22 protein-coding genes are annotated in these 22,572 nt (G+C 59.9%); 14 read left to right on the top strand and 8 right to left on the bottom strand.

The window, feature by feature from the left end; all coding sequences use genetic code 11:
* The first annotated feature begins 57 nt into the window (after nucleotides 1–57).
* On the top strand, nucleotides 58–933 hold the full coding sequence (locus ASD31_RS07195) for a LysR substrate-binding domain-containing protein (protein ID WP_056331395.1): 876 nt from the start codon (nucleotides 58–60) through the stop codon (nucleotides 931–933).
* Nucleotides 934–962: 29 nt separating this feature from the next.
* Here the strand turns inward: ASD31_RS07195 and ASD31_RS07200 are convergent, their stop codons facing one another.
* Genes ASD31_RS07200 through ASD31_RS07210 form a run of 3 tightly spaced genes read right to left on the bottom strand, consistent with a single transcriptional unit; the run spans nucleotide 963 to nucleotide 3,552 of the window.
* Entirely contained in the window at nucleotides 963–1,739 is a 777-nt protein-coding gene (locus ASD31_RS07200; RefSeq protein ID WP_056331397.1) for an amino acid ABC transporter ATP-binding protein, read from the bottom strand.
* 3 nt (nucleotides 1,740–1,742) lie between these two features.
* Nucleotides 1,743–2,654 (bottom strand): amino acid ABC transporter permease, encoded by a 912-nt coding sequence (locus ASD31_RS07205; RefSeq protein WP_082520465.1) that lies wholly within the window; start codon nucleotides 2,652–2,654, stop codon nucleotides 1,743–1,745.
* A gap of 4 nt (nucleotides 2,655–2,658) precedes the next feature.
* Nucleotides 2,659–3,552 (bottom strand): ABC transporter substrate-binding protein, encoded by an 894-nt coding sequence (locus ASD31_RS07210; protein WP_056331399.1) that lies wholly within the window; start codon nucleotides 3,550–3,552, stop codon nucleotides 2,659–2,661.
* 209 nt (nucleotides 3,553–3,761) lie between these two features.
* On the opposite strand from ASD31_RS07210, the gene ASD31_RS07215 reads away from it, so the two are divergent.
* The 8 genes from ASD31_RS07215 to ASD31_RS07250 all read left to right on the top strand — a co-directional run bounded on the left by ASD31_RS07215 (nucleotide 3,762) and on the right by ASD31_RS07250 (nucleotide 13,151).
* Nucleotides 3,762–4,865 (top strand): asparaginase, encoded by a 1,104-nt coding sequence (locus ASD31_RS07215; RefSeq protein ID WP_244483787.1) that lies wholly within the window; start codon nucleotides 3,762–3,764, stop codon nucleotides 4,863–4,865.
* A gap of 417 nt (nucleotides 4,866–5,282) precedes the next feature.
* Nucleotides 5,283–6,359, top strand: a complete 1,077-nt coding sequence (locus ASD31_RS07220) for a transporter substrate-binding protein (RefSeq protein WP_056331403.1) — start codon at nucleotides 5,283–5,285, stop codon at nucleotides 6,357–6,359.
* Nucleotides 6,356–6,967 (top strand): ANTAR domain-containing response regulator, encoded by a 612-nt coding sequence (locus ASD31_RS07225; RefSeq protein WP_056331404.1) that lies wholly within the window; start codon nucleotides 6,356–6,358, stop codon nucleotides 6,965–6,967. The genes ASD31_RS07220 and ASD31_RS07225 overlap by 4 nt, the downstream gene beginning before the upstream one ends.
* Nucleotides 6,942–7,841 carry an ABC transporter permease gene (locus ASD31_RS07230; RefSeq protein ID WP_056331406.1) on the top strand — a complete coding sequence of 300 codons (900 nt, stop codon included), beginning with the start codon at nucleotides 6,942–6,944 and terminating at the stop codon, nucleotides 7,839–7,841. The genes ASD31_RS07225 and ASD31_RS07230 overlap by 26 nt, the downstream gene beginning before the upstream one ends.
* On the top strand, nucleotides 7,841–8,761 hold the full coding sequence (locus ASD31_RS07235; RefSeq protein WP_056331408.1) for an ABC transporter permease: 921 nt from the start codon (nucleotides 7,841–7,843) through the stop codon (nucleotides 8,759–8,761). The genes ASD31_RS07230 and ASD31_RS07235 overlap by 1 nt, the downstream gene beginning before the upstream one ends.
* Nucleotides 8,762–8,788: 27 nt before the next feature.
* Nucleotides 8,789–10,405, top strand: coding sequence for an ABC transporter substrate-binding protein (locus tag ASD31_RS07240; protein ID WP_056331411.1), 1,617 nt, complete (start codon nucleotides 8,789–8,791; stop codon nucleotides 10,403–10,405).
* 8 nt (nucleotides 10,406–10,413) lie between these two features.
* Nucleotides 10,414–11,373, top strand: coding sequence for an acetamidase/formamidase family protein (locus tag ASD31_RS07245; RefSeq protein WP_056331412.1), 960 nt, complete (start codon nucleotides 10,414–10,416; stop codon nucleotides 11,371–11,373).
* Nucleotides 11,370–13,151 carry an ABC transporter ATP-binding protein gene (locus ASD31_RS07250; protein WP_056331414.1) on the top strand — a complete coding sequence of 594 codons (1,782 nt, stop codon included), beginning with the start codon at nucleotides 11,370–11,372 and terminating at the stop codon, nucleotides 13,149–13,151. Before ASD31_RS07245 ends, ASD31_RS07250 begins: the two co-directional genes overlap by 4 nt.
* A gap of 931 nt (nucleotides 13,152–14,082) precedes the next feature.
* Here the strand turns inward: ASD31_RS07250 and ASD31_RS07255 are convergent.
* The 5 genes from ASD31_RS07255 to ASD31_RS07275 form a co-directional block, all read right to left on the bottom strand.
* Nucleotides 14,083–14,358 carry a hypothetical protein gene (locus ASD31_RS07255; protein WP_056331416.1) on the bottom strand — a complete coding sequence of 92 codons (276 nt, stop codon included), beginning with the start codon at nucleotides 14,356–14,358 and terminating at the stop codon, nucleotides 14,083–14,085.
* Nucleotides 14,359–14,730: 372 nt separating this feature from the next.
* Nucleotides 14,731–15,579: a transporter substrate-binding domain-containing protein gene (locus ASD31_RS07260; RefSeq protein ID WP_056331418.1), complete on the bottom strand. Its 849-nt coding sequence runs from the start codon at nucleotides 15,577–15,579 to the stop codon at nucleotides 14,731–14,733.
* A gap of 248 nt (nucleotides 15,580–15,827) precedes the next feature.
* The gene (locus tag ASD31_RS07265; protein WP_082520470.1) at nucleotides 15,828–16,667 is read right to left on the bottom strand and encodes a polysaccharide deacetylase family protein; all 840 of its coding nucleotides are present in this window, start codon (nucleotides 16,665–16,667) and stop codon (nucleotides 15,828–15,830) included.
* A 59-nt stretch (nucleotides 16,668–16,726) separates the two neighbouring features.
* Nucleotides 16,727–17,494 (bottom strand): SDR family NAD(P)-dependent oxidoreductase, encoded by a 768-nt coding sequence (locus ASD31_RS07270; protein ID WP_056331423.1) that lies wholly within the window; start codon nucleotides 17,492–17,494, stop codon nucleotides 16,727–16,729.
* Between the two features lies 1 nt (nucleotide 17,495).
* Nucleotides 17,496–18,401, bottom strand: a complete 906-nt coding sequence (locus tag ASD31_RS07275; protein ID WP_244483788.1) for an IclR family transcriptional regulator — start codon at nucleotides 18,399–18,401, stop codon at nucleotides 17,496–17,498.
* On the opposite strand from ASD31_RS07275, the gene ASD31_RS07280 reads away from it, so the two are divergent.
* The 5 genes from ASD31_RS07280 to ASD31_RS07300 are packed head-to-tail and all read left to right on the top strand — an operon-like array spanning nucleotide 18,370 to nucleotide 22,554.
* Complete coding sequence (locus tag ASD31_RS07280; protein ID WP_056331426.1) at nucleotides 18,370–19,119, top strand: SDR family NAD(P)-dependent oxidoreductase; 750 nt, start codon at nucleotides 18,370–18,372, stop codon at nucleotides 19,117–19,119. The two genes, ASD31_RS07275 and ASD31_RS07280, sit on opposite strands and share 32 nt — an antisense overlap.
* A 37-nt stretch (nucleotides 19,120–19,156) precedes the next feature.
* On the top strand, nucleotides 19,157–19,876 hold the full coding sequence (locus ASD31_RS07285) for an ABC transporter permease (protein ID WP_056331428.1): 720 nt from the start codon (nucleotides 19,157–19,159) through the stop codon (nucleotides 19,874–19,876).
* Nucleotides 19,876–20,595, top strand: coding sequence for an ABC transporter permease (locus ASD31_RS07290; RefSeq protein WP_056331430.1), 720 nt, complete (start codon nucleotides 19,876–19,878; stop codon nucleotides 20,593–20,595). Before ASD31_RS07285 ends, ASD31_RS07290 begins: the two co-directional genes overlap by 1 nt.
* The gene (locus ASD31_RS07295; RefSeq protein WP_056331432.1) at nucleotides 20,592–21,377 is read left to right on the top strand and encodes an ABC transporter ATP-binding protein; all 786 of its coding nucleotides are present in this window, start codon (nucleotides 20,592–20,594) and stop codon (nucleotides 21,375–21,377) included. Before ASD31_RS07290 ends, ASD31_RS07295 begins: the two co-directional genes overlap by 4 nt.
* 16 nt (nucleotides 21,378–21,393) lie before the next feature.
* Nucleotides 21,394–22,554 carry a M20 family metallopeptidase gene (locus ASD31_RS07300; RefSeq protein WP_056331434.1) on the top strand — a complete coding sequence of 387 codons (1,161 nt, stop codon included), beginning with the start codon at nucleotides 21,394–21,396 and terminating at the stop codon, nucleotides 22,552–22,554.
* Nucleotides 22,555–22,572 lie beyond the last annotated feature (18 nt).

The raw sequence follows: 22,572 nt of genomic DNA on the forward strand, positions 1-22,572 counted from the left end.
AGGTGTTTTTGCGCTACTGCTATTCGCAAGAGTTATTGACAATGATTGAGAGCAACGATGAACCTGCGACAGGTCGAGGTCTTTCGGGTGGTGATGACCAGCGGCACTACGGCGCGCGCAGCGGAGATTCTGCACGTCTCCCAGCCTGCGGTCAGCAAGATGATCCAGGAACTGGAACGTTCGCTCGACTTCGACCTTTTTCAGCGTATCAAGGGGCGCCTTCACCCCACGCAGGAAGGGCAACTTTTCTTCCGTGAGGTCGAACAGGCTTTTCTGGGACTGGCGCATCTTCGCGGAGCCGCCGCACGCATTCGTGACTACGGCTCGGGCGAACTCCGGATCGCATGCCTCTCGGCTCTGTCGACCAATGTCGTGCCCCGCGCTTTGCAGGCCTTCATGGCTAGAAACCCCAATGTCGCCATCACCTTTCAGGCAAGGATGTCGTCCAACGTACGCGATCTCGTTGCGTCCGGGCAGTTCGACCTCGGCATCGTTGCCGATGAAATCGACAGCACAGGTGTGGAGGTTGAAGAATTTGCCCGCTTCAGGGTTGCGGTCGCCATTCCTCAAGGTCACCCGCTTCAAGCGCTGGATGTGATTCACCCGGCCGATCTCGCCGGTCACCCCTTTATTGCGCTTGCTCCAGAGGACACGACGCGTAGGGAAGCCGAAGCTGCATTCGAGAGCGCCGGCGTTACCATTCGACCCGTCATCGAAACCCCGTACTCCACCACCATTTGTGCGATGGTTGCTGCAGGTATCGGTGTCGGCCTCGTTAATCCATTGACCGCCGAGCCCTATGTGGATCACGGACTGCTTTTGCGGCCGTTCGAGCCCGCGCTGCATTTTCGTACGCTTATGATCACGCCGCCCAATAGGCTTGCGTCGCAGAACCTGGAGGAATTCATCAGGGATCTGCGAGCGGCGATCTGACTGGCATTCGATGATGATGGCCATGGCGATCACAGAACCTTGGAGAGAAACGCTGCGGTCCGCGGATTCTGGGGGTCGGCCAACATGGAACGTGGGTGCCCTTCTTCCATGATCTGCCCCTGATCCATAAAGATGAGGTGATTGCCAACTTCACGCGCAAAACCGATCTCGTGGGTGACCACGACCATGGTGATGCCGCTTCGCGCCAGATCCTTGATGACATCAAGCACTTCGCCGACCAACTCGGGGTCGAGAGCGGAAGTCGGTTCATCAAACAACATTACTTCCGGCTCCATCGCGAGCGCCCGTGCAATCGCAACGCGCTGCTGCTGACCACCAGACAGCTGTTCCGGATAACGGCCGCCAAATCCACCCAAGCCGACGCGCTCGAGCAATTGGTTTGCCTTGGTTCGCGCCTGATCTTTGCTCCAGCCTTTCACATGCGCGGGACCTTCCATGATGTTTTCCAGCGCTGTCATGTGCGGGAAAAGGTGGAATCGTTGGAAAACCATGCCGGTCAACCGTCGTTGGGCGGCGATCTGTCCGGACGAAAGCGGGTGAAATCGACCGTCCTGCTCGACAAAGCCCTGCAATTCGCCTTTCAGAAGAACACGGCCTGCCGAGATTGTTTCAAGCTGATTGATGCAGCGGAGAAGGGTTGACTTGCCCGACCCGGATGGACCGATTGCGACACACACCTCGCCCCGGCGCACACGCAAGCTCACCCCCTTCAAGGCATGGAACGGCCCATAGAATTTATGAATGTTCTGCATTTCGACGCAGAATTCGGAGATATTGGCGGTCATGACCTACCCCACCCGTGTTGAATGAGCGGACACGCCCTTGCCGAAATGACGCTCAAGAAAATACTGACCGATCATTAGCAAGCTGGTGATGGCGAGATACCATGTGCCAGCAACAAGCAGCAGGGGAATCGGCAGGTAGAGCCTGTTCGAAATCGCGTTTGTGGCAAATGTCAGGTCCAGCGTGAACGGGATGGCCAAGACCAGCGATGTCATTTTCAGCATGCCGATGGTTTCGTTTCCAGTCGGTGGAATGATGACGCGCATCGCCTGTGGCATCAAAATCCGCATCCAGATCTTTGCCCGTTTCATGCCGAGCGCCTGGGCAGCTTCGGCTTGTCCGCGATCGATCGAGTTGAAGCCTGCCCGGAATATTTCCGTCAAATAGGCCGATTCATTGAAGCCAAGTCCGAGGATTGCGGCAATTGCGGGCGTCACAATGTATTTCGTCTCGACGCTGATTAATTCCGGACCAAAAGGGATGGACAAGCTGAGATTGGGAAAGAGAACAGCGAAAAGACCCCAGAACAGCAACTGGGTGTAAATCGGTGTTCCTCGGAAAAACCATACCCAGCCATACGCAATGCCGCGCAGGATCGGATTTTCACTGTCTCGCATGACGACCAGCAAGCCAGCAACAGTGATGGCAACCGTCATCGCGACAACTGTGAGGAGAAGAGTCCAGCCAACCCCGCGAATAACCGGCGGCGCAAACAGGTAGGTAAGGTAGACATCCCAATGAAAATTGGGATTTACCGATATCGCTTGACCAAACTGAAGGACAAGGACCGCAAGGACCGCGACTGCGATCCATCTTCCCGGATGACGGCGCGGCACCACGACGTTACGCGTGATCTCCCGCCTCTCATCGGCGACCGGCTTAAAGCCGGCCCCAATGCTCTCTACCTCGGACGTCATTGGCTCAGATCTTGACTTCAGGGTTGACAAGGGCCTGCTCGACAATCACTGAGCCGACGCCCCAGGTATCGAGCAACGACTTGTAAGTGCCGTCGGCAATCAACGAATTGATCGTGTCGGCTATGAGCTGGGTGAGTTCCATGTCCGACTTGACGACTGCGATCCCGTTCGGACCGTGTTTTGCCAACGGACCTGTTGTCGGCTTGAGGGTATCAAAAGCGCCCTTCGATTGCTTCGCCGCATAGCCGATACCCGCCTCGCCCGACACCGTGGCATCGGCGCCGCCGGCCGCGACGCGTGTGAGTGCTTCAGGCTGCTTTGAGAACGGAAGGATTTCGATGGCCGCCTTGCCCTCCGTCTTGCAGCGCTCGCTTTCCTCATTGACGGCTCGCTCGTGATAGCTGCCGGACTGAATCGCGACTTTGCGACCACAGAGGTCAGCTGGATCGAACCCGCCCGGATTTCCAGCCTTCACCGCCCACATGCTGCCGGTGTCGGCATAGCTGACGAAGTTGACCGCCTTCATGCGTTCCGCCGTGACGGAAAACGCCGAAACGCCGAGGTCGAACTTGGTACCGAGGGCTGGAAGGATGGCTTCAAATGCCGACGTCTGGAAGTCTATTTTCACACCGAGCTTCTTGCCGATGGCGTTCGCTATATCGACGTCGATGCCTTCCGGCGTCTGACCATCCTTCTCGCTCAGGAATTCCCAAGGCGCATAGGCCGTGTCGGAGCCGATTGTGATGACCCCCGCCGTTTTGATCTTTGCCGGCAGACGCGACGCGAGCGCTTCTTCCACTTTGATGTTGGAGGTATCGAAACTCTGGGCGCAAACAGATGTGGCTGCACTCAACGCAACAGCCGCGATTAACGAAGCGCGAAAAACCGAATTGAACATTTGATGTTCCCCTCTTGTTATATTTACGATGGGCCGGGCGCGGCCTCGGGAGGATCGCATCCTCTCCGTCGCAGCAACTATGGGGTCTTCCAGCAAGTACGTCCAATAATAATACTGCGCCACTCAATTCCTGTAGGTTATTGCTTACGCAGGCGCACCCACGCTGCTATGACGTGATTTGGTCGAGCCTCTGCCTCGAACGAAGCGGCTTGCATGAGCGCCTGAAAGCAGTCTATGCAACGAGCGCAGCCACCCATCCTTCTTCCATTTTCAACCTCAAAACGCCCGGTGCGGCTTCGAGCGCCACTGGGCTTCCCGCTCGGATCAGAACTCAGATGCTTCCCAAAATTGCTTTCATCGGAACAGGCGGAACTATCGCTTCGATTGGTGCAGACCAGTTCGATCTGCTGGATTACAATGCAAGCGGCGAGCGAGTTGATGCGTCAGCGTTGATCGAGCGGACCGGCATTCAGGGCAAGTTTGCGGACATCATTCCCGTCGACATCCGTCAGATCGACAGCACTGCTTTGACCAGCAACGACTGGTGGAAGCTCGCTGAAACTTGCTTGAGGATCATGGAAGATCCGGATGTTGCTGGAATCGTCATCGGGCACGGCACCGCAAGCCTTGAAGAAACCGCATGGGCGCTGTCACTGGTCCTCGACGCGAAGAAGCCGGTTATCCTTACCGGCTCGATGCGACCTCTCACAGGCATATCGACCGACGCGCACGCGAACCTTGCTTCCGCGGTTAGGGTGGCATCCAACCCCGGTCTTGCGGGTGTGTTCGTCGTTATCAATGACGAGATCCATTCGCCAAGATTGGTGACCAAGACCCATACGCTACGACTTGGAGCATTTCAGTCGCCGTGGGTTGGTCCTATCGGATACATCGATGGTCCGGATGTTCGGCTGATGCGGTGTAAGGAGAATCCACCCCCGATCTTTGCGCATAGTCTACTTCGAGACCTTCCGCGCGTTGACATCTCTTACAGCTACATCGGAGCGGATGGTGTTGGCATCCGGGCATACGTTGCCGCGGGCGCGCGCGGAATCGTCTCCGCAGGCTTCGGCCCAGGGATGACAACACCTGCAGAGTCTTCGGCTGTTCTCGAAGCGATCGCCGGAGGGGTCGTCGTGGTGCAGTCATCAAGGACCCATTCCGGCCTGGTCGTGGATAGCGCTCAAAACAGGATCTCAGGAATTATCGCTGGCAGCGACATCGGGCCGGTCAAAGCTCGCATACTGTTGGCGCTCTGCCTTGCGCGAGGGGATCGCCAGGAAGAGATCGAACGACAGTTCAAGACCCTTTAGATTTTAAGCCGCTGACGGGACTTGAACCGCTGACCCGGGATGGAGAACAGCGCCTTGTCTTCGAACACGCTGTCATGCATCGGTTCACTCGTCGTATCTTGCCAACCGGCCGCCGGCATCGAGCCTCCAGATAAGGGGCGGCCACCTCCGAAGCTTTGCTCAGGGTACGGAACTCGATCGCACAGGCCCTGGCAATTTCATCGAAGTGTATCGGACAAGAAGGCGGCAGTTCACATAATTATTGCGCAGCAAGAATGGCGCGAGATGCAATCGTGCAATTTCGCCACCTTATCACGTAATTTTACTTCCAATCTGCAATCTCCAGCGCTAAGCTGAGACAAATAGCCGGCATTCGAGCCCCGTTTCGATCGCGTTTTGCAACGCGCATCGCTCGGGGCTTTTTGTATTGGGACCTCAATGAAACGGGTGATAGACATAGGCGTGCTCCTATCTCGCAGCGGCATGTACGCAGCGTTGGCGCACGCAAGTCGTCAGGGAGTTCTGCAAGGCGTCACCGAGGTGAATGCCGATTCCCGGCTCGATGTCGCCTTCCGAGTGGTAGAGCGCGATCCGGAAGGTCGGCTCGACCGCTATGCACCATTGTGCCGCGAAATTCTGAGGGAGTCTGAAGCCCGCCATATCTTCGGCTGCATCACCTCGGCGAGCCGCAAAGAGGTCATCCCTGAGCTCGAGCGCTACGACGGGGTGCTGTGGTATCCAGTCCCCTATGAAGGCTTCGAGGCGTCTGAACACGTCGCCTATATGCATGCCTGTCCGAACCAGCATCTGCTCCCGCTTCTCGATTGGGCATTGCCGGCCCTCGGCAAGCGAGCATACTTCGTCGGCTCCAATTACATATGGGGCTGGGAAATAGCCCGCATTGCCCGAGAGCGAGTAGCGGCATCGGCCGGCGAAGTGCTGGGCGATCGCTATCTCGCCGTCGGCGACACCGACGTGGATCACATCATCCAGGAGATCCGCGTCTTGAAGCCGGATTTCGTCCTGAACTCGCTGGTGGGTGACAGCTCCTATGCGTTTCTTGCGCGACTGGCGGAGCTAAAACAGGAAACGGGGATCGGCAACGGCCTCACCGTCCTGTCCTGCAACTTCACCGAATGCGAAATCAAATCCGCGGGTGGCGCGGCCGAGGGGTTGGTATCGGCGGGCCCGTGGTTCGAGCCGGATGGCAGTTACGGCGGATCATTCCATGAGATGGCACGCCAGTCCGTGCATGAACTCGCCAATCTGTTGCACGGCCGTCCGCGCGCAGAAATGCTCCCACTTTCCGACTTGCTGCGTTCCGCCATCACGTCCGGCTACACACCGCGGCTCGACCCGACGCATCTTCATGCGCGCCAGCCAGCCATCATAGCGCGGCTTGCAGATGGTCGCTTTCACGAGATCAAGCGCCTCCCGGCACTCCGGGCCGATCCCTATCTCACTCGTCATCCGCAGACCTCCTCCAGCGGCTCCATGCTGAAGGTGGTGTCATGACAGCCATCAGGACGGAAAACCTCGGGGGAGCGACAGCCTGGATCCTGCATCGGCCCCACCCGTCGGTGCAGGGGCTCATCCGCCAACTGGGAGTAATTGGACTTGCAGTTCGCGAAGCCTGGCCAGAGTTGCCGGTCGAGGCGATCGCTGCCGACTTCATCTTCTATGACGCCGACATGGGCCACGATGAGCAGTTCCACTGGTCGTCCGGGCAATCACCGATGCCCATGATCGCGTTGATCGGATCGGAAGCGCCGGGTCGCCTTCGCTGGGCCATGGAGATGGGCGCGCATGCGCAGCTCCTCAAACCCATGAGCGACAAGGGCGTATACGCCGCCCTCCTCGTTGCGCGCAGCAATTTCGATCGAGCCAAGGCATCAGAAGCCCTAATCACCGACCTGCAGAACCGCCTGTCGGCGCGACAGACGATCGTTCGCGCTGTCATGATCTTCGTGATGCAGGGCAAGACAGAGGCTGAGGCCTATGACCTTTTGCGCCAGACCGCGATGGCTTGGCGCGTCACAATCGAAACCGCCGCCGAGCGGCTGGTGGCGAACCATTCAAATGAGAGGGGCACCGACGATGGCAGACGCATCGATCTCGCCTGAACCCTTGGTCGTGCCGGCGGAAGGACCTTCGGTCCTGCGCAGGCTAATGAGCTGCAAGCTTGCCGTCTTGGGGCTGCTGATCGTGCTCATTTGCGTCGGCGGCGCGGTCTTTGCCGATTGGCTTGCGCCTCACGACCCTTATGAGCAGTTCTTCGACGGCCTGACACTCGAAGGCGCGCCGCTACCGCCGAACGAGACTTTCTGGTTCGGGACCGATCTCCTTGGTCGCGACCTGTTCTCCCGTATCCTTTATGGAGCACAGACCTCACTGATCATAGGGCTTGTGGCCAACGGCGCCGCGCTCTTCATCGGCACGATCGTCGGCGTGACGGCGGGCTACTTCCGGGGCGTCATCGGCGCCGTACTGATGCGCTTTACCGACCTGATGATGGCGTTTCCGGCGCTGCTTCTGGCAATCTGCCTTGCCGCGATCTTCTCGCCATCATTGTGGATCGTCGCAATGGTGATCGCCTTCGTGAACTGGGTGCAGACCGCACGCGTGATCTTCACACAGACCTCGTCGCTCGCCGAACGCGATTACATCGCCGCCGAAAAGACGCTGGGCGCGGGGCACGGCCGTATCCTCTTCAAGCACATCCTGCCGCATCTGGTCCCGACGCTGATAGTCTGGGGCACGCTCGGCATTTCAACGACCGTTCTGCTCGAAGCAACGCTGTCCTTCCTTGGCATCGGCGTTCAGCCTCCCATCCCGTCCTGGGGCAATATCATCTTCGAGAACCAGACCTACTTCCAGTCGGCACCATGGCTTGTCTTCATTCCGGGTGCCGCGATCCTGCTTCTCGCACTGGCCTTCAACCTGGTCGGCGATGCGCTCCGCGACATTCTCGACCCGACACAGCAGGGACGTGACTGATGGCCGCCTATATTTTCAGACGCCTCGTCCAGTCCGCGCTCATCCTGCTCGGTGTCTCCTTCATCACCTTCGTACTGCTCTATGTGTTGCCGGCAGACCCGGTGCGGCAAATCGCCGGCCGTTCGGCGACAGCGGCGACGGTCGAAAGCATCCGCCAGCAACTCGGTCTCGATCAGCCCTTCTTCGTCCAGTACGGACATTACCTGCTGAACCTCGTTCAGGGTGACTTCGGCCGCTCTTACCTTCAGAAAACGGAAGTGGCGGAGTTGATCGCATCCCGCCTGCCGGCGACGCTGCTTCTGCTCGTGGCGGCCATTGCCTGCGAACTTCTGATCGGCCTGCCGCTCGGCATCGTCGCCGCGCTGAACCGCGGCAAGGCGCTCGACAATGGTCTGATGCTGACGAGCTTCCTGACGGTCTCTGCTCCCCAGTTCGTCGTGGCGCTGCTGCTGCTCTTCGTCTTTGCCGTGAAGCTCGGCTGGTTTCCGATCGGCGGGTACGGAACGTTTATGCATCTGATCCTGCCGGCGCTGACGCTCGGCATCCTCGGCTCCGGCTGGTACTCGCGTATCATGCGCTCTTCGATGGTTGACGTGCTGCGCGCCGACTTCATTCGCACGGCACGTGCCAAGGGCCTCGGCCGCAGCAAGGTCATCCTTGGCCACGCCCTACCCAATGCGATCCTGCCGATCATCGCCATGATCGGTATTGATATCGGCCTGTTCATGTCGGGTATCGTCGTTGTCGAAAGCGTTTTCGGCTGGCCCGGTATCGGCCAGCTCGCCTGGCAAGCAATCCAGCGCGTCGACATCCCGATCATCATGGGCGTTACGCTCGTCTCAGCCTGCGGCATCGTCCTCGGCAACCTCGTCGCCGACCTGATTTCGCCGCTCATCGATCCGCGCATCAAGCTGCGCTGAAACCTTCAACCCAGAGGAGTGAAGACTATGAAGAAGCTGATCCTTTCCACCGCGCTTGCGATGCTGATGGCGTTGCCCGCGCTTGCCCCGGCGCAGGCCCAGGAGCCCAAGCACGGCGGCAACATGGTCGTCACCTACAAAGACGATGTCGCCACGCTCGATCCGGCCATCGGCTACGACTGGCAGAATTGGTCGATGATCAAATCGGTCTTCGACGGTCTGATGGACTATGACCCCGGGACCACCAAACTGCGCCCCGGCCTCGCCGAAAGCTACAGCATTTCCGAAGATGGGCTGACCTACACGTTCAAGCTGCGCCCGGGCGTGAAATTCCACAACGGTCGTGAACTGGTCGCTGACGACGTCGTCTATTCCATCAACCGCGTCGTCAACCCGGCGACCCAATCTCCAGGTCAGGGCTTCTTCGCCATGATCGACGGCTATGACGCAGCCGCCGAGGGCAAGGCAGAGACGGTTTCGGGTGTTACCGCCCCCGACGCGAGCACCGTCGTGTTCAAGCTTTCGCGCCCGGATGCAACCTTCCTCCACATCATGGCGCTGAACTTCTCGTTCATCGTGCCGAAGGAAGCCGTCGAAGAAGCCGGCGCGGACTTCGGCAAGAAGCCGATCGGCACCGGCGCCTTCAAGCTGACCGAATGGACGCTTGGCCAGCGCCTCGTTTTCGAGAAGAACCCGGACTACTGGATCTCGGGCGTTCCCTACCTCGACAGCTTCACGGTTGAAGTCGGTCAGGAACCGGTCGTTGCCCTCCTGCGCGCGCAGAACGGCGAAGTCGATATTCCGGGCGACGGCATTCCGCCGGCAAAATTCGTGGAAGTCATGAAGGACGAGGCCCAGGCGAGCCTCGTCGTCGAAGGCGGCCAGCTGCATACGGGCTATATCACCATGAACGTGACCCAACCTCCGTTCGATAAGGTCGAGGTGCGCCGCGCCGTCAACATGGCGATCAACAAGGAGCGTATCGTCCAGGTCATCAACGGCCGTGCGGTTCCCGCGACCCAGCCGCTGCCCCCGTCCATGCCCGGCTACACCAAGGACTACGAGGGCTATAAGTTCGACCAGGAAGGCGCGAAGAAGCTGCTTGCCGACGCGGGCTATGCGGATGGCTTCGACACCGAACTCTTCGTCATGAACACCGACCCGAACCCACGTATCGCCCAGGCAATCCAGCAAGACCTCAAGGCGATCGGCATCAACGCCTCGATCAAGTCGCTGGCCCAGGCCAACGTGATCGAAGCCGGCGGCGCGGGCACAGCTCCGATGATCTGGTCGGGCGGCATGGCATGGATTGCCGACTTTCCGGATCCGGCAAACTTCTACGGTCCGATTCTCGGCTGCGGCGGCGCGGTTGAAGGCGGTTGGAACTGGTCGAAATACTGCAACGCAGACCTGGACAAGTTGGCCGCCGATGCAGACTCCATCGTCGATCCGGCAAAGGTGGACGAGCGTCTCGCAAAATGGTCCGAGATCTACATGAAGGTGATGGAAGACGCGCCGTGGGCGCCGGTGTTCAACGAACAGCGCTTCACCATGAAGTCTGCCCGTATGGGCGGTGACAACGCACTCTACGTCGATCCGGTCTCAATTCCGGTCAACTACGACTACGTCTTCATCAAGGAGTAAGGCAGGCCATGTGCAAGCACTGCAATCACACGATCCACGCCCGTCAGCACCATTTCGGCTGGGACAATTCATTTGCCCCCGCCCTGACGGCTGCACCGGGCGAGACGATCCTGTTCCAGTGCCTTGACAGTTCTGGGGGCCAACTCGGCCCCCAGTCCACCGTCGAGGACGTGAAGGCGCTTGATTTCGCCAAGATCAACCCGGTCTCGGGTCCGATCTATGTCGATGGCGCCAAGCCGGGCGACGTGCTCAAGGTGACCATCGAGAGTTTTACACCGCAACTTCGCGACGGCGCCGGCTTTGGCTGGACGGCCAACATCCCCGGCTTCGGTCTTCTTGCCGACCAGTTCACCGAACCGGCTCTCAATATCTGGAAGTTCGACGCGTCGAGCATGGAGCCTGCACTCTTCGGCAGGAACGGTCGCGTGCCGCTGAAACCCTTTGCCGGTACCATCGGCAATGCGCTGGCCGAAAATGGCCATCATACGGTCGTCCCGCCGCGCCGGGTCGGAGGCAATCTCGACATCCGCGATCTCGCCGCGGGCACGACGCTCTATCTTCCTGTCGAGGTTGACGGCGCGCTGTTCTCCGTTGGCGACACCCACGCCGCACAGGGAGACGGTGAGGTTTGCGGCACCGCAATCGAGAGCCCCTTCGACGTCGTGCTGACGCTCGACCTCATCAAGGACCAGCCGCTGAAGACGCCGCGCTTCACGACACCTGGTCCGGTCACGCGCCACCTCGACACCAAGGGCTATGAGGTCACAACCGGCATAGGTCCTGATCTTTGGGCCGCCGCCAGGGACGCGGTCGCCAACATGGTTGATCTTCTCGCGACGACGCAGAAGATCGACCCGATAGACGCTTACATGCTCGTTTCGACCTGCGGCGATCTTCGCATCTCCGAGATCGTGGACATGCCGAATGTCGTGGTCAGCTTCTACTTCCCGAGGGCCGTTTTCGAATGACCGCGGCCATGCTTTCTCCCGCAGCCGGTACAGTAACCGACGTCGTCCTGTCCGTGCGCGACCTGCAGGTCTCTGCACGTTCCGACCAGGGACTAGTTCCGCTGGTCGAAGGGTTGAACTTCGATCTTCATCGGGGCGAAACGCTGGCGATCGCGGGGGAAAGCGGCTCAGGCAAGTCGATCACCTCGCTTGCCTGCATGGGGCTGCTGCCCGCGCCGGCGGTCCGGGTAACGGGCGGCTCCATCCGGTTCGGCGATGAGGAGCTGACGATACTGCCCGAAAAGAAGATGCAGGCCATTCGCGGCGCGCGCATTGCTATGATCTTTCAGGAACCGATGACCGCGCTCAATCCGGTTATGAACATTGGCCGACAGCTTGTCGAGGCCATCCGTGCCCACGAACCGCTGTCCGTCGCACAGGCCCGCGCCCGTGCGCTGGAGGCGGTCAAGGCCGTTCGTCTATCGCAGCCGGAAAAGCGGCTCGAGCAATATCCACACGAACTGTCAGGCGGCATGCGCCAACGTGTGATGATCGCCATGGCGATTGCGCTGCGGCCGGCCGTTCTTATTGCCGATGAACCGACGACCGCGCTGGACGTGACCGTGCAGCGCGAGGTGCTCGACCTCCTGCGCGATCTGCAGAAGGAACTCGGCACTGCCGTCATCCTGATCACCCATGACATGGGCGTTGTCGCCGAAATGGCCGACCGCGTCATCGTCATGCGCAAGGGCAGGATGGTGGAGACCGCATCGACCGTCGATCTGTTCGATGCGCCAAAGGAACAATACACCCGCGACCTCCTCGCCGCGGTCCCCCGCATCGGCGCCGGCGCCACGCGGCCTGAGCTTGAAAAGCGGGACGTCCTCGTGCGCTACGACGATGTGTCGGTGAACTTTCCGATCCGGCAGGGCTTGCTGGGCCGTGTCGCCGCGCGCGTCCATGCCGTCGCGCATGTTTCGCTGGAAATCTTCCGCGGCGAGACGCTGTCTCTCGTGGGTGAATCCGGTTGCGGCAAGTCCACGATGGCGAAGGCGCTGGTGGGACTTGTGCCGCACACGGGCCGCATCGAGATCAACGGCCAGGCCCTGAGCGATCTCGACAGCAAGGGCCGGAAGGCCATCCGGCGCGATCTTCAGATCGTGTTCCAAGATCCGATGGCGGCACTTGATGCCCGGATGACTGTTGGCGAACTGATCCGCGAGCCGCTGGTCATACACGGCATAGGCACGGCCACCGAGCAGAAGGCACGCGTGCGCGAACTGCTCGAGCGGGTCGAACTGTCGCCCGGCGTCTATAACCGCTACCCGCACCAGTTCTCGGGCGGCCAGCGCCAGCGCGTCTGCATCGCCCGTGCGCTTGCCCTGAAGCCGAAGCTGATCATCTGCGACGAGAGCGTCGCGGCCCTCGACGTGTCGATCCAGGCAAAGGTGCTGGATCTTCTCCGCGATCTGCAAAAGGAAAGCGGCGTCACCTATCTCTTCATCAGCCATGACATGGCAGTGGTGGAAAATATCTCCGACCGCGTGGCAGTGATGTATCTCGGCCAGATCGTTGAGATGGGAACGCGCGCGCAACTGTTCGGCAATCCGCAGCACCCCTATACGAAGCGCCTTCTTGCCGCGGTGCCGGTGCCGGATCCGCGCCGTGAGCGTCAGGCAAGCTTGAGACTATCCGGCGAGATTCCGAGCCCTGTCTGGAAGGTCGGCGAAGGCCCCGAACGCGTGAAGCTGGCTGACATCGGCGATGGCCATCTCGTGGGGCATCACGCTGTCGGCTGATGCAATTCTGACGCTCTTTGCCGCCAACAAATCCAACAGTCCAACCGGCTGGCAAAATGCCTGGCTATTCCTGCGCGCCATGGAGGACGCAAAGTATAAACCGATAATTCCCGTTACCTCATACGTTGCGACTTACGGCGTGCCGCTGATTACCAGTTCGCACGGGCGAGCAACTCTGCAAACACGACCGCTCACGGGAAAATCAATGAGACGACGAACGGCAGCGGCGCTCCGGTCGTCGATCAAAACGACGGCTGAAGGATCGTCTGTCTCAATATTATGTGAAGACGGCGTCGCGATCTGGTAACGCGAACTCCAATAACGCGAACGCAGACCAAGGAAGCCTCCCCGCAGCACGAGGGGAGCACGGTCACTCGCCGCTCTCAGGCCGGATTAAAGCACTGAAAAAGTTACAAAATTCTAGGAGGTGGACACCGGGTCTGTTTTGGCAGAATTTTGGTAGTGGACGCAGTCGGGAGCGAATCGGTCTCGAAATTGCTTTTCGCTGATAACGGAGAATCTACAGGGAATTTTCCCATAATTCGAACTCGACAACCATTCCTCATGCAATAAATCCGATTATTATCAACGATTTAATTTGAGAATACCCTTCTCAATGGAATAGGGAATTTTTGCGCCCTAACTGGGGAAGTTTATCGACGGCGCACCAGCTTAACAGATTGAGCTACTTGGATTTTACTCGGTAGCAGCAAGCGTCACGCGTTCTCATTGCCGCGCGAGCCTCTAAGTCAGGTTTCGCTCCGGAGAGAGCATGGGTTCGCAGTGCTGGAGGTCAATATCAGAGAGACAAGGCAACAACATAAAAGGCGCTGGTTCTTTAGAGATCCGGAGCCTTGGCATGCGCGGTATGGACGCGCAGTTGGATTTCGTATTTCGCCGATTTCTTGCCGGTCGCAAGTTGAGGAAAGGCTCACCGGGTGTCGCTGAAGAATTCGAAGTCGGACCACTTCCTGCGGGATATGATCTCTACTGTTCGGTCCGGTTGGATTTGATAGGTTTCTGACCAGCGCGTGCCGTTGTCGCCACGAAACTCATGTTCGAACGTGCTGCCGATCGGCGACTTCATGAGCTTTGTTCTCGGCTGTCCGCCGTAAGTGATGCTACCGGGGATAGGTTCAAGTGGCTGATGCGAGGTCGTGCAGGATGCGACCAGAGTGGCCATGGCAAAGATCATTAGAGATTTCATAGCTCGTCTCCTTGAGGCGGCGAAACCACGCGGTGCACTCAAAGGTTCCTACAGTCCTCGAACACAATTACGAGATATCCAGCAAAGGCAGTTCGCACTTGATCCAGCTCAAGCTGGTGTTGTCTTTCCAAGTCGCACTTCATCCTTGAACCCACCCGTTTGCGGGTGCCAGATTGAACGCAACGCTGGTCGGAAATCTACATGCTTTGCCGTTGCAAGGCCAACAGATGATGGCTGAAGATCTCCTTCGGCGTCTGAAACCCAAGGCACTCGGGCATGCACCCCCGAGGTTGGATGTCCAACTTTCGGGGGGACCAAATAACTTGGGCGGAGCTGTTAAAAAACGTGGCGGCTCGCCGGTTATGATGACGATCAGCTCTTCGGGCTGAGATCGACCTTGAACCATTTCTTCGAGAGTTCCGCGAGCGTGCCGTCAGCGGCCATTTCACCGAGCGCCTTGTTGAGTATGGCCTGAAGCTCCGGCTCGTTCTTGCGGATGCCGAGGCAGACATTGGTAGCCTGGATACCGCCGACGAGGAGGGGGCCGCTCGTCGTCAGCGTGCCTTTGCTGGCCTCTGCGCGGTCTCGCGCAAACACGACATTGTCGAACTGGCCATCAAGACGGCCGCCCTCGATATCGAGCTGGACCTGTTCGGACGACTTGTAGGTCTTGACGTCCACGACATCGCCGAAATTCTGTTCGACGAATTTTTTCAACTGGCTGGTGGAAAGCGAGGCGCCGAGCGTCATGCCCTTCAGCGCATCCTTGATTTCGGCGATGGCTTTCTGGCCTTCTTCGGTGTCGGTGGACAGGTGCTCGCCCATATGCGGCAGCTTTGCCAGCGGGCCATCGGCGGCCACCAGGAAGGTGTTGGGCGTGATGACGTAGGGATTGGAGAAGTCGATCACCTTCCGGCGCTCTTCATTCGGGCCCATCGTCAGGACCACATCGAACTTCCCTGCAATGAGCGAGGGAATCTGGCTGTCCCAGTCCTGCGCGACAATATCGCATTCAAGCGCCGCGCGCTTGCAGACCTCACTGATGACATCGAGATCGAGACCCTGAAGCTCACCGCCGGCCGTGGTCGAGTTGAAGGGCGGAAACGCGCCTTCGACGCCGACAGTGACTTTCTTCCAGTCCTTGGCGAGCGCGGTGCCGCCCAGGATCATGGCGAATGCGCAGAGCGCCGTGGCTGTCGCGAGCGCGGATTTTTTGAACATGGTTCCCTCCTTGTTTATTGCCGGGTGGTATGTGCCGACATCCGGAGCCCCAGCATCCGTTGCCTGACTGGGAAGAGTTTGGACCGGCTCAACGCCTCTGGGAAGAGAAATTATGTTCACATATATGAATTCTGTTCAGAAAAATCGCAATCTTGAATCACCCGTCGGAGGGGCATCAGGCACACGAAAAACGCGCCGGGTGCGGCGTGCCTGAATAGCCGGCGGGTTGCTTTCCGATTCGGTAAAAATCAGTTGCAGGCAGATTTTGCGTGCGTGACGACATCCGCATGCGTGGCGAACCACACATTCCGTCTGCCTCGAATATGCGAAATCAGCTCCTTCAGGATCCAGATCCGGCTGCGGTGCCCGATGATATCAGGATGCATCGTCAGCTGGAAAAGCCCGCCTTCGTCATAGGCCGCATCGAATTCCTGGATGAAGATCCGCAGGATGTCGTGCGGCGCGATCTGGGGGCGAAGGCTGCCCCAGCGATCCATGATCAGATAGGCGGCGTCGTCGCGGATCCACTCGACAGGCAATTCGATGACGCCCGATGGCGCGCCGTCGAGCAGAAGCTCGTAACAATCCACATCCGCCATCAGCGAAGAATCGTAAAGCAGGCCCATTTCGGCCGTGATCTTCAACGTGTTCTCGCTGAAATCCCAGGACGGCGTGCGGATGCCGACGGGGCGAACGCCGGTGATCTGCTCCAGCGTATCGGCGGCGCGGTATTGCAGGTCCCGTTCCGTCGCTTCGTCCAATAACGTGTTGCGCTCATGGATCCAGCCGTGCAGGCCGATTTCGTGGCCTTCGGCGATGAGCGCGCGCTGTTCGTCCGGATAGTGCAAAGCGGTGATGGCCGGCACGAAGAAGGTGGCGGGAATGGAATGTTCCGCAAGCAGCTTGCGGATGCGCGGAATGCCCTGTCGCGGTCCGAAATGGCCCTGAGACAGGGCCGATATGGATTTGCCGCCGTCACGCAATTCGAACGTGTCGTGATCGGAATCAAAGGAGAGCGCGACGGCGCATCTGGCGCTGCCCGGCCACGCTGCGGGCTTGAGGCTGTGCCCTGCGCGGGCGCGGTTCATCAGCCCCTGCAGGCGCTCTTCGGGCCAGGTCCAAGTCGGGAGCACGGTGTTTTCTCCACTCACGAGACAGGCCCTCCGCTGACAGACAGGGTTTGGCCGGTGATCCAGTTGGCGAACGGGGATGCGAGAAAGAGAACGGCATTCGATATGTCGTCCGGCAGCCCGATACGACGCAGGGGAATCTGCTCGAGCATGGCTTGCTGGCCTTCTTCGCCGTAGGAGGCCCACTGGCGCTCGTAGTCGGGGCTTGTCCGAAGGAAGCCGGGCGCCACCGCATTGACGTTGATGCCGAAGGGGCCAAGCTCATGGGCGAGCTGGCGGGCAAGGCTAATCAGTGCCGCCTTGGCGCTGGCATAGGCCTGAATCCCGGTCAGGCTGACGCCAAGGCCGGCGCCGCTGGAAATAAAGACCATCTTGCCGGCGCCGCTGGCCTTCATTGCCGGAACGACCGCGCGGGCGACCATGAAGGCGCCGCGAACATTGACGTCGTAGATACTGTCCCAATCGGCTGCCGGAACGTTTTCCACCGGTTGACGCTTCTGACCGAGCACACCGCCGGCGACATGGACGAAGATGTCGAAATCCGCACCCTGTTTCTCGACAAGCCGGGCGATGCTGTCCTCATCGGTCACGTCAAGCCGCGCCGTGACGATCGATCCGCCGCGCTTGGCAATCGTGTACTGCTGCAGGAGTTCGAGTTCCGCCAGATTGACGTCGGTTGCCAGAACGGCAGCGCCATCGGCCGCGAACGCCTCGCAGATTGCACGCCCGATACCGCGGGCAGCGCCCGTGACGAGCACGCGCTTTCCTTCGAATTGAATATCCATCTTACTGATTTTCCGTGTTTGGGCTTTTGTAGCCGAGCCTGGAACTGAGTTCGTCCGCATTGCGGATGACGGCGGCGATCATTCTGTCGCGGCTGGCGTCGAAGCGGGCGGTGACGGTTGCGATGTTGAGGGCGGCGATGACGTCGCCCGTCGCGTCGCGCACGGGCGCTGCGACGCCCGAGCCGCCGGCCACCGCTTCTTGGTCGCTGATGGCATAGCCGTTTTGACGCGCCGTCTCGATAATCCGGCGGATCTGCACGCGGTCGATCACCGTGTGTTCGGTAATCTGGACGATCCGCTCGCGTGCCAGATAGGCCGCGGTCTTGTCCGGCTTCCAATATCCAAGCAGCACGCGGCCCATCGCGGTACAGAAGGATGCATCCGAACCGGTCAGGTCGGAATCGAAACGCACGGATTTATGGCTCACGCTCTTGGCGAGAAGCTTGATGCGGCCATCACGGCGGCGCGCGCCAAGAAAGACGGTTTCCCCCTCGGTGTCGCGAAGCGCATCCATGATCGGCTGCGCGGTTGCGATCAGTTGCGCATCGCGCCCGCTCGACCAGCCGGGTCCGTTCCGGAAGGCCTCATGGATGCGATAGGCTTCGGATTCGTCGCGCGTGACATAGGCGCGGGAGACCAGCGTCGCCAGCAGATTGAACGTGCTGCTTTTCGGATATCCCAGTTCCGAGACGATCATTTTGAGGGTGAGGGGCTTTTGCGCGCGAGCGAGGAGCTCGAGCACCTCTAGAACGCGAACGGCGGACTTTACTTCAGAGTCACTGCTTATATTCATATATGTGAACCAAATTCTCATTGAAGAATATGGATGCAGCCATACCATGTTCCTGAAATTTTGAAAAGGAGCAGTTTTAAACATGAGTGCACAAGAGAAGGTCGCAATCGTCACCGGCGGAGCGCGTGGAATTGGCAAGGCCTGTGCCATGGATCTGGCGCGGGCGGGCTATTCGCTCGTTCTGGTCGACCTGCTTGAGAAGGAGCTCTCGGACACCGCCGCGCTGATTTCCGCGGAAGGCCGCAAGGTGCTGACCTTCGTCGCCGACGTCTCCAGCCACAAGCGCGCGGGCGAGATCGTTGCCGAGACGATCCAGGCGTTCGGCCGCATCGACTTCCTCCTGAACAATGCCGGCCGCTCGGCGCCGGTCGGCATTCTGGAGATTTCCGAAGACGAATTCGACCGCGCCATCGCGATCAACCTGAAGAGCTGCTTTAACTATATCCAGCACACCGCACCCCATATGCTGCACCAGGGCAGCGGGCGCATCGTCTCGATGTCGTCGCTCAACGCCCTGTCGGGCGGCGTGACGGCAGCCGTCAGCCGCTTTGCCTATGCTGCCGCAAAGGCCGGCATTCTTGGTATGACGCGGGCATTGGCCAAGGAACTCGGCCCGGTTATCTCGATCAATGCTATATGCCCGGGTGTGATCCGCACCGAGATCGACACCAACGTGACCGATCGCGCCGACGAGGTGATCAAGGGTATTGCGCTCGGCCGGCTTGGCTGCGCCGACGATGTGGCGCGGCTCGTGACATTCCTCGCGACGTCGGAGCCGTGCTTCATGACCGGGCAGACGCTGACGGTCGATGGCTTCCAGTTCAACGTCTGATCTGCCATCGAACCGGCTTTAGAAGGACAGGGCAAAGATGACGGAGTTATTGCAACTGGTGAGTTTCGGTCCCGGCGGATGGGGCTTCGCATTGCTCATCGCTGCCTTCATGACCGTTTCCGTCGCGGTCTGCGGCTTCCTGATCGGCGGCGTCATCGGCGCCGTCATTGCCTGGGGGAAGCTGGCCGGAAACCTGCCGGTCCGGTTTTCCGCGGATGCCTATACGACGGTCCTTCGCGGCATCCCGGATCTGCTCGTGATCTATCTCTTCTATTTCGGCGGCAGCATGGCGGTAACGGGGCTCTTCAACCTTTGGGGTGAGGCAGGCTTCGTGGGCGTGCCGCCATTTGCGGCCGGCGCAACGGCGATCGGCGTCGTCTCCGGCGCCTATCAGGCCGAGGTGTTTCGCGGCGCATTCCGTGTTCTGGCGAAAGGCGAGATCGAGGCTGGAAAGGCCGCGGGCATGAGCCCGGTCCTCCTCTTCCGCCGCATCATCGCTCCACAGGTCCTTCGTCATGCGCTGCCGGGCATCGGCAATATCTGGCAGATGGCCCTGAAGGAATCCGCGTTGATTTCGGTGACGGGCCTGGTCGAACTTCTCCGCCAGTCGCAGATCGCCGCGGGATCGACCCGCAAGCCGTTTGAATTCTATCTCATCGCCGGGGCAATATTCCTCGTCATCACATGGTTGTCGCAGCATGTGTTCTCGTGGCTTGAAAGCCGGGCACGCCGAAGCATGCCCGGGGGGATCGTCTGATGGATCCGGTTTTTGTCCGCGACAGTTTTCTGCAACTGCTCTCCGGCGTGCCGCTGACGCTTGAACTGACGGCGTTCGCCTTTGTCATCGGATTGGTACTGGCTGTGCTGATCGCCCTGATGCAGGTATCCGGTCTGCGCGTGCTTCGCATGCCGGCGAGTGCCTATGTCTTCGTCATTCGCGGCACGCCGCTTCTGGTGCAGATCTTCCTGATCTACTACGGCCTGGGGCAGTTTCGCCCCACATTGCAGAGCCTTGGATTGTGGCAGTTTTTCCGCGAGGCCTATTGGTGCGGAATTCTCGCCCTGTCGCTGAACAGCGCTGCCTATGGCAGCGAAGTGCTGCGCGGCGCCCTGCTCTCGGTGTCCAGGCGCGAGATCGAGGCGGCAAAGGCCTGTGGCATGTCGGGCCTGCTGCTCTACCGCCGCATCATCCTGCCCTTGGCGCTGCGCCAGGCGCTGCCGGCCTATGGCAACGAACTGATCCTGATGGTCAAGGCAACTTCTCTGGTCTCGATCATCACCATGATGGAAGTAACCGGTGTCGCGGCGCGGCTGATTTCCGAGACCTATCGGCCGGTCGAGGTCTTCATCGCCGCCGGAACGATCTATCTCATCATCAACTTCCTGCTGACACGCGCTGTTTCGATGTTGGACTGGTGGCTGACGCCGCATCTGCGCGGCCTCCCAACGACCGATAAGACGGAGCAAGCCAAATGACTGAAAAGGCAACCATGCAACCCGTTATCTCCCTGCGCAACCTGCGCAAAAGCTTCGGGGCACTCGAAGTCCTCAAGGGCATTTCTCTCGATGCGCACAAGGGCGATGTGATCGCGATCCTCGGTTCGTCCGGCTCGGGCAAGAGTACCATGCTGCGCTGTATCAACATGCTGGAAATACCCACTGCCGGTGACGTCGTGGTCGGCGGGGAAACCGTGAAGCTCAAGAAGCAGGGCCACGGCCTTGCCATCGCCGACCGACGCCAGATCGATGGCATCCGGTCCCGCGCCGCGATGGTTTTCCAGAGCTTCAATCTGTGGTCCCACATGACTATTCTCGAAAACCTGATCGAAGCGCCGATCCATGTACAGCGGCGTCCACGGGCGGAATGTATCGCCGAGGCGATGGCGCTTCTGGAGAAGGTCGGCATCGCGGACAAGCGTGACGCCTATCCTTCCCACCTGTCGGGCGGCCAGCAGCAGCGTGCCGCGATTGCCAGGGCCCTGGCAATGCACCCGGATGTCATGCTCTTCGACGAGCCGACATCGGCGCTCGATCCCGAGCGCGTCGGGGAGGTTCTGGCCGTGATGCGCTCCCTTGCGGACGAAGGACGCACCATGCTGCTCGTCACGCACGAGATCGCCTTCGCGCGGGATGTGGCGACCCGGGTGATTTTTCTGCACGAGGGCGTCATCGAAGAGGACGGCCCTGCCGACGAGGTCTTTCGCAATCCGAAATCGGAGCGGTTCCGCAGGTTCATCTCCAACACCCAGCACGGCTGAAGGATAGGACAGACGGATGCACGCACGGGAAGCCGAAATCCTCGAATGGATATCCTCGCAGCAGGACAATATGGTGTCGCTGCTATCGACCCTGGTGAATGTCGATTCCGGGTCCTATGACAAGGAAGGCGTCGATGCGGTCGGGGTGCTCCTGTCGCGCTTTTTCGCCGATCATGGAATCCAGACCCGGGCACTCCCGGTGGAACGCTTTGGCGATACGTTGCTTGCCGGGACAAAGGCTGTCCGCCGCGACGGCGGGCGTCACAATATCCTGTTGATGGGGCACAGGGATACCGTGTTCGGCAAGGGGGAGGCCGCCCGCCGACCGTTTCATATCGTGGGTGACCGCGCCTATGGTCCGGGCGTTGCGGACATGAAGGCCGGCCTGGTTATGAATGCCTTCATCCTTGCCGCGTTTCAGAAATTTTCGCCCGATGTGCCGGTTGTCGTGATGATGACCGGGGACGAGGAGATCGGCTCCCAGGCTTCGCGGGCGCATATCGAGGAAGAGGCCGGCTTTGCGAGGGCCGTCTTCAATGCCGAGCCGGCGCGCCCGACGGGCAATTTCGTCAGCGGCCGCAAGGGTGGCTTCACCTATCGTTTCGAGATCGGCGGCAAGGCCGCGCATGCGGGCGTCAATTTCACTGAGGGCGTCAGCGCCATCAGTGAACTGGCGCACAAGATCACCGCGCTGCACGGGCTGACGGATGTGGAGCGCGGCATCACGCTCAATGTCGGCCTGGTGAATGGCGGTTCTTCCACCAACACCGTGGCCGCGAAGGCCTCCGGCGAAGTCGATGTCCGCTTTGTCGATGGCGAGCAGCGCGGCCGGCTGATCACGGACATCGAGGCGATCCTTGCGGGCGCGATCGTCCCAGGCGCTACGATCACCTTCGAGCGACAGAGCGAATCCCTGCCTCTCGCGCCGACACCGGACAATGTCGTGCTTTCTGCCCTTTATTGCGGGGCGGCGGCGGCGCTCGGCTTCGACATAGTGGGTGAATATACAGGCGGATGCGCGGATTCCGGCATTGCGTCCAGCGCGGGCGCGCCGACGGTGTGCGCCGCAGGCCCTGTCGGCGGAAAAGCCCATACCGGGGATGAATACATCCTTGTCGAGACGCTCTCGCAGCGCGCCTCCATCGTCGCGGCATCGATCGTCAGACTGATCGCCTGACGGATTGTCGGGAGCGCC

It is taken from the genome of Rhizobium sp. Root482, assembly GCF_001426565.1.
Taxonomy (GTDB): Bacteria; Pseudomonadota; Alphaproteobacteria; order Rhizobiales; family Rhizobiaceae; genus Pararhizobium.

Coding starts and splice junctions, on each gene's coding strand:
- ASD31_RS07210 (WP_056331399.1), bottom strand. CDS start 3,552: ATGTTCAATTCGGTTTTTCGCGCTTCGTTAATCGCGGCTGTTGCGTTG.
- ASD31_RS07195 (WP_056331395.1), top strand. CDS start 58: ATGAACCTGCGACAGGTCGAGGTCTTTCGGGTGGTGATGACCAGCGGC.
- ASD31_RS07200 (WP_056331397.1), bottom strand. CDS start 1,739: ATGACCGCCAATATCTCCGAATTCTGCGTCGAAATGCAGAACATTCAT.
- ASD31_RS07270 (WP_056331423.1), bottom strand. CDS start 17,494: ATGGATATTCAATTCGAAGGAAAGCGCGTGCTCGTCACGGGCGCTGCC.
- ASD31_RS07250 (WP_056331414.1), top strand. CDS start 11,370: ATGACCGCGGCCATGCTTTCTCCCGCAGCCGGTACAGTAACCGACGTC.
- ASD31_RS07240 (WP_056331411.1), top strand. CDS start 8,789: ATGAAGAAGCTGATCCTTTCCACCGCGCTTGCGATGCTGATGGCGTTG.
- ASD31_RS07280 (WP_056331426.1), top strand. CDS start 18,370: ATGAGTGCACAAGAGAAGGTCGCAATCGTCACCGGCGGAGCGCGTGGA.
- ASD31_RS07220 (WP_056331403.1), top strand. CDS start 5,283: ATGAAACGGGTGATAGACATAGGCGTGCTCCTATCTCGCAGCGGCATG.
- ASD31_RS07245 (WP_056331412.1), top strand. CDS start 10,414: ATGTGCAAGCACTGCAATCACACGATCCACGCCCGTCAGCACCATTTC.
- ASD31_RS07300 (WP_056331434.1), top strand. CDS start 21,394: ATGCACGCACGGGAAGCCGAAATCCTCGAATGGATATCCTCGCAGCAG.
- ASD31_RS07260 (WP_056331418.1), bottom strand. CDS start 15,579: ATGTTCAAAAAATCCGCGCTCGCGACAGCCACGGCGCTCTGCGCATTC.
- ASD31_RS07295 (WP_056331432.1), top strand. CDS start 20,592: ATGACTGAAAAGGCAACCATGCAACCCGTTATCTCCCTGCGCAACCTG.
- ASD31_RS07225 (WP_056331404.1), top strand. CDS start 6,356: ATGACAGCCATCAGGACGGAAAACCTCGGGGGAGCGACAGCCTGGATC.
- ASD31_RS07235 (WP_056331408.1), top strand. CDS start 7,841: ATGGCCGCCTATATTTTCAGACGCCTCGTCCAGTCCGCGCTCATCCTG.
- ASD31_RS07265 (WP_082520470.1), bottom strand. CDS start 16,667: ATGAACCGCGCCCGCGCAGGGCACAGCCTCAAGCCCGCAGCGTGGCCG.
- ASD31_RS07255 (WP_056331416.1), bottom strand. CDS start 14,358: ATGAAATCTCTAATGATCTTTGCCATGGCCACTCTGGTCGCATCCTGC.
- ASD31_RS07230 (WP_056331406.1), top strand. CDS start 6,942: ATGGCAGACGCATCGATCTCGCCTGAACCCTTGGTCGTGCCGGCGGAA.
- ASD31_RS07205 (WP_082520465.1), bottom strand. CDS start 2,654: ATGACGTCCGAGGTAGAGAGCATTGGGGCCGGCTTTAAGCCGGTCGCC.
- ASD31_RS07290 (WP_056331430.1), top strand. CDS start 19,876: ATGGATCCGGTTTTTGTCCGCGACAGTTTTCTGCAACTGCTCTCCGGC.
- ASD31_RS07285 (WP_056331428.1), top strand. CDS start 19,157: ATGACGGAGTTATTGCAACTGGTGAGTTTCGGTCCCGGCGGATGGGGC.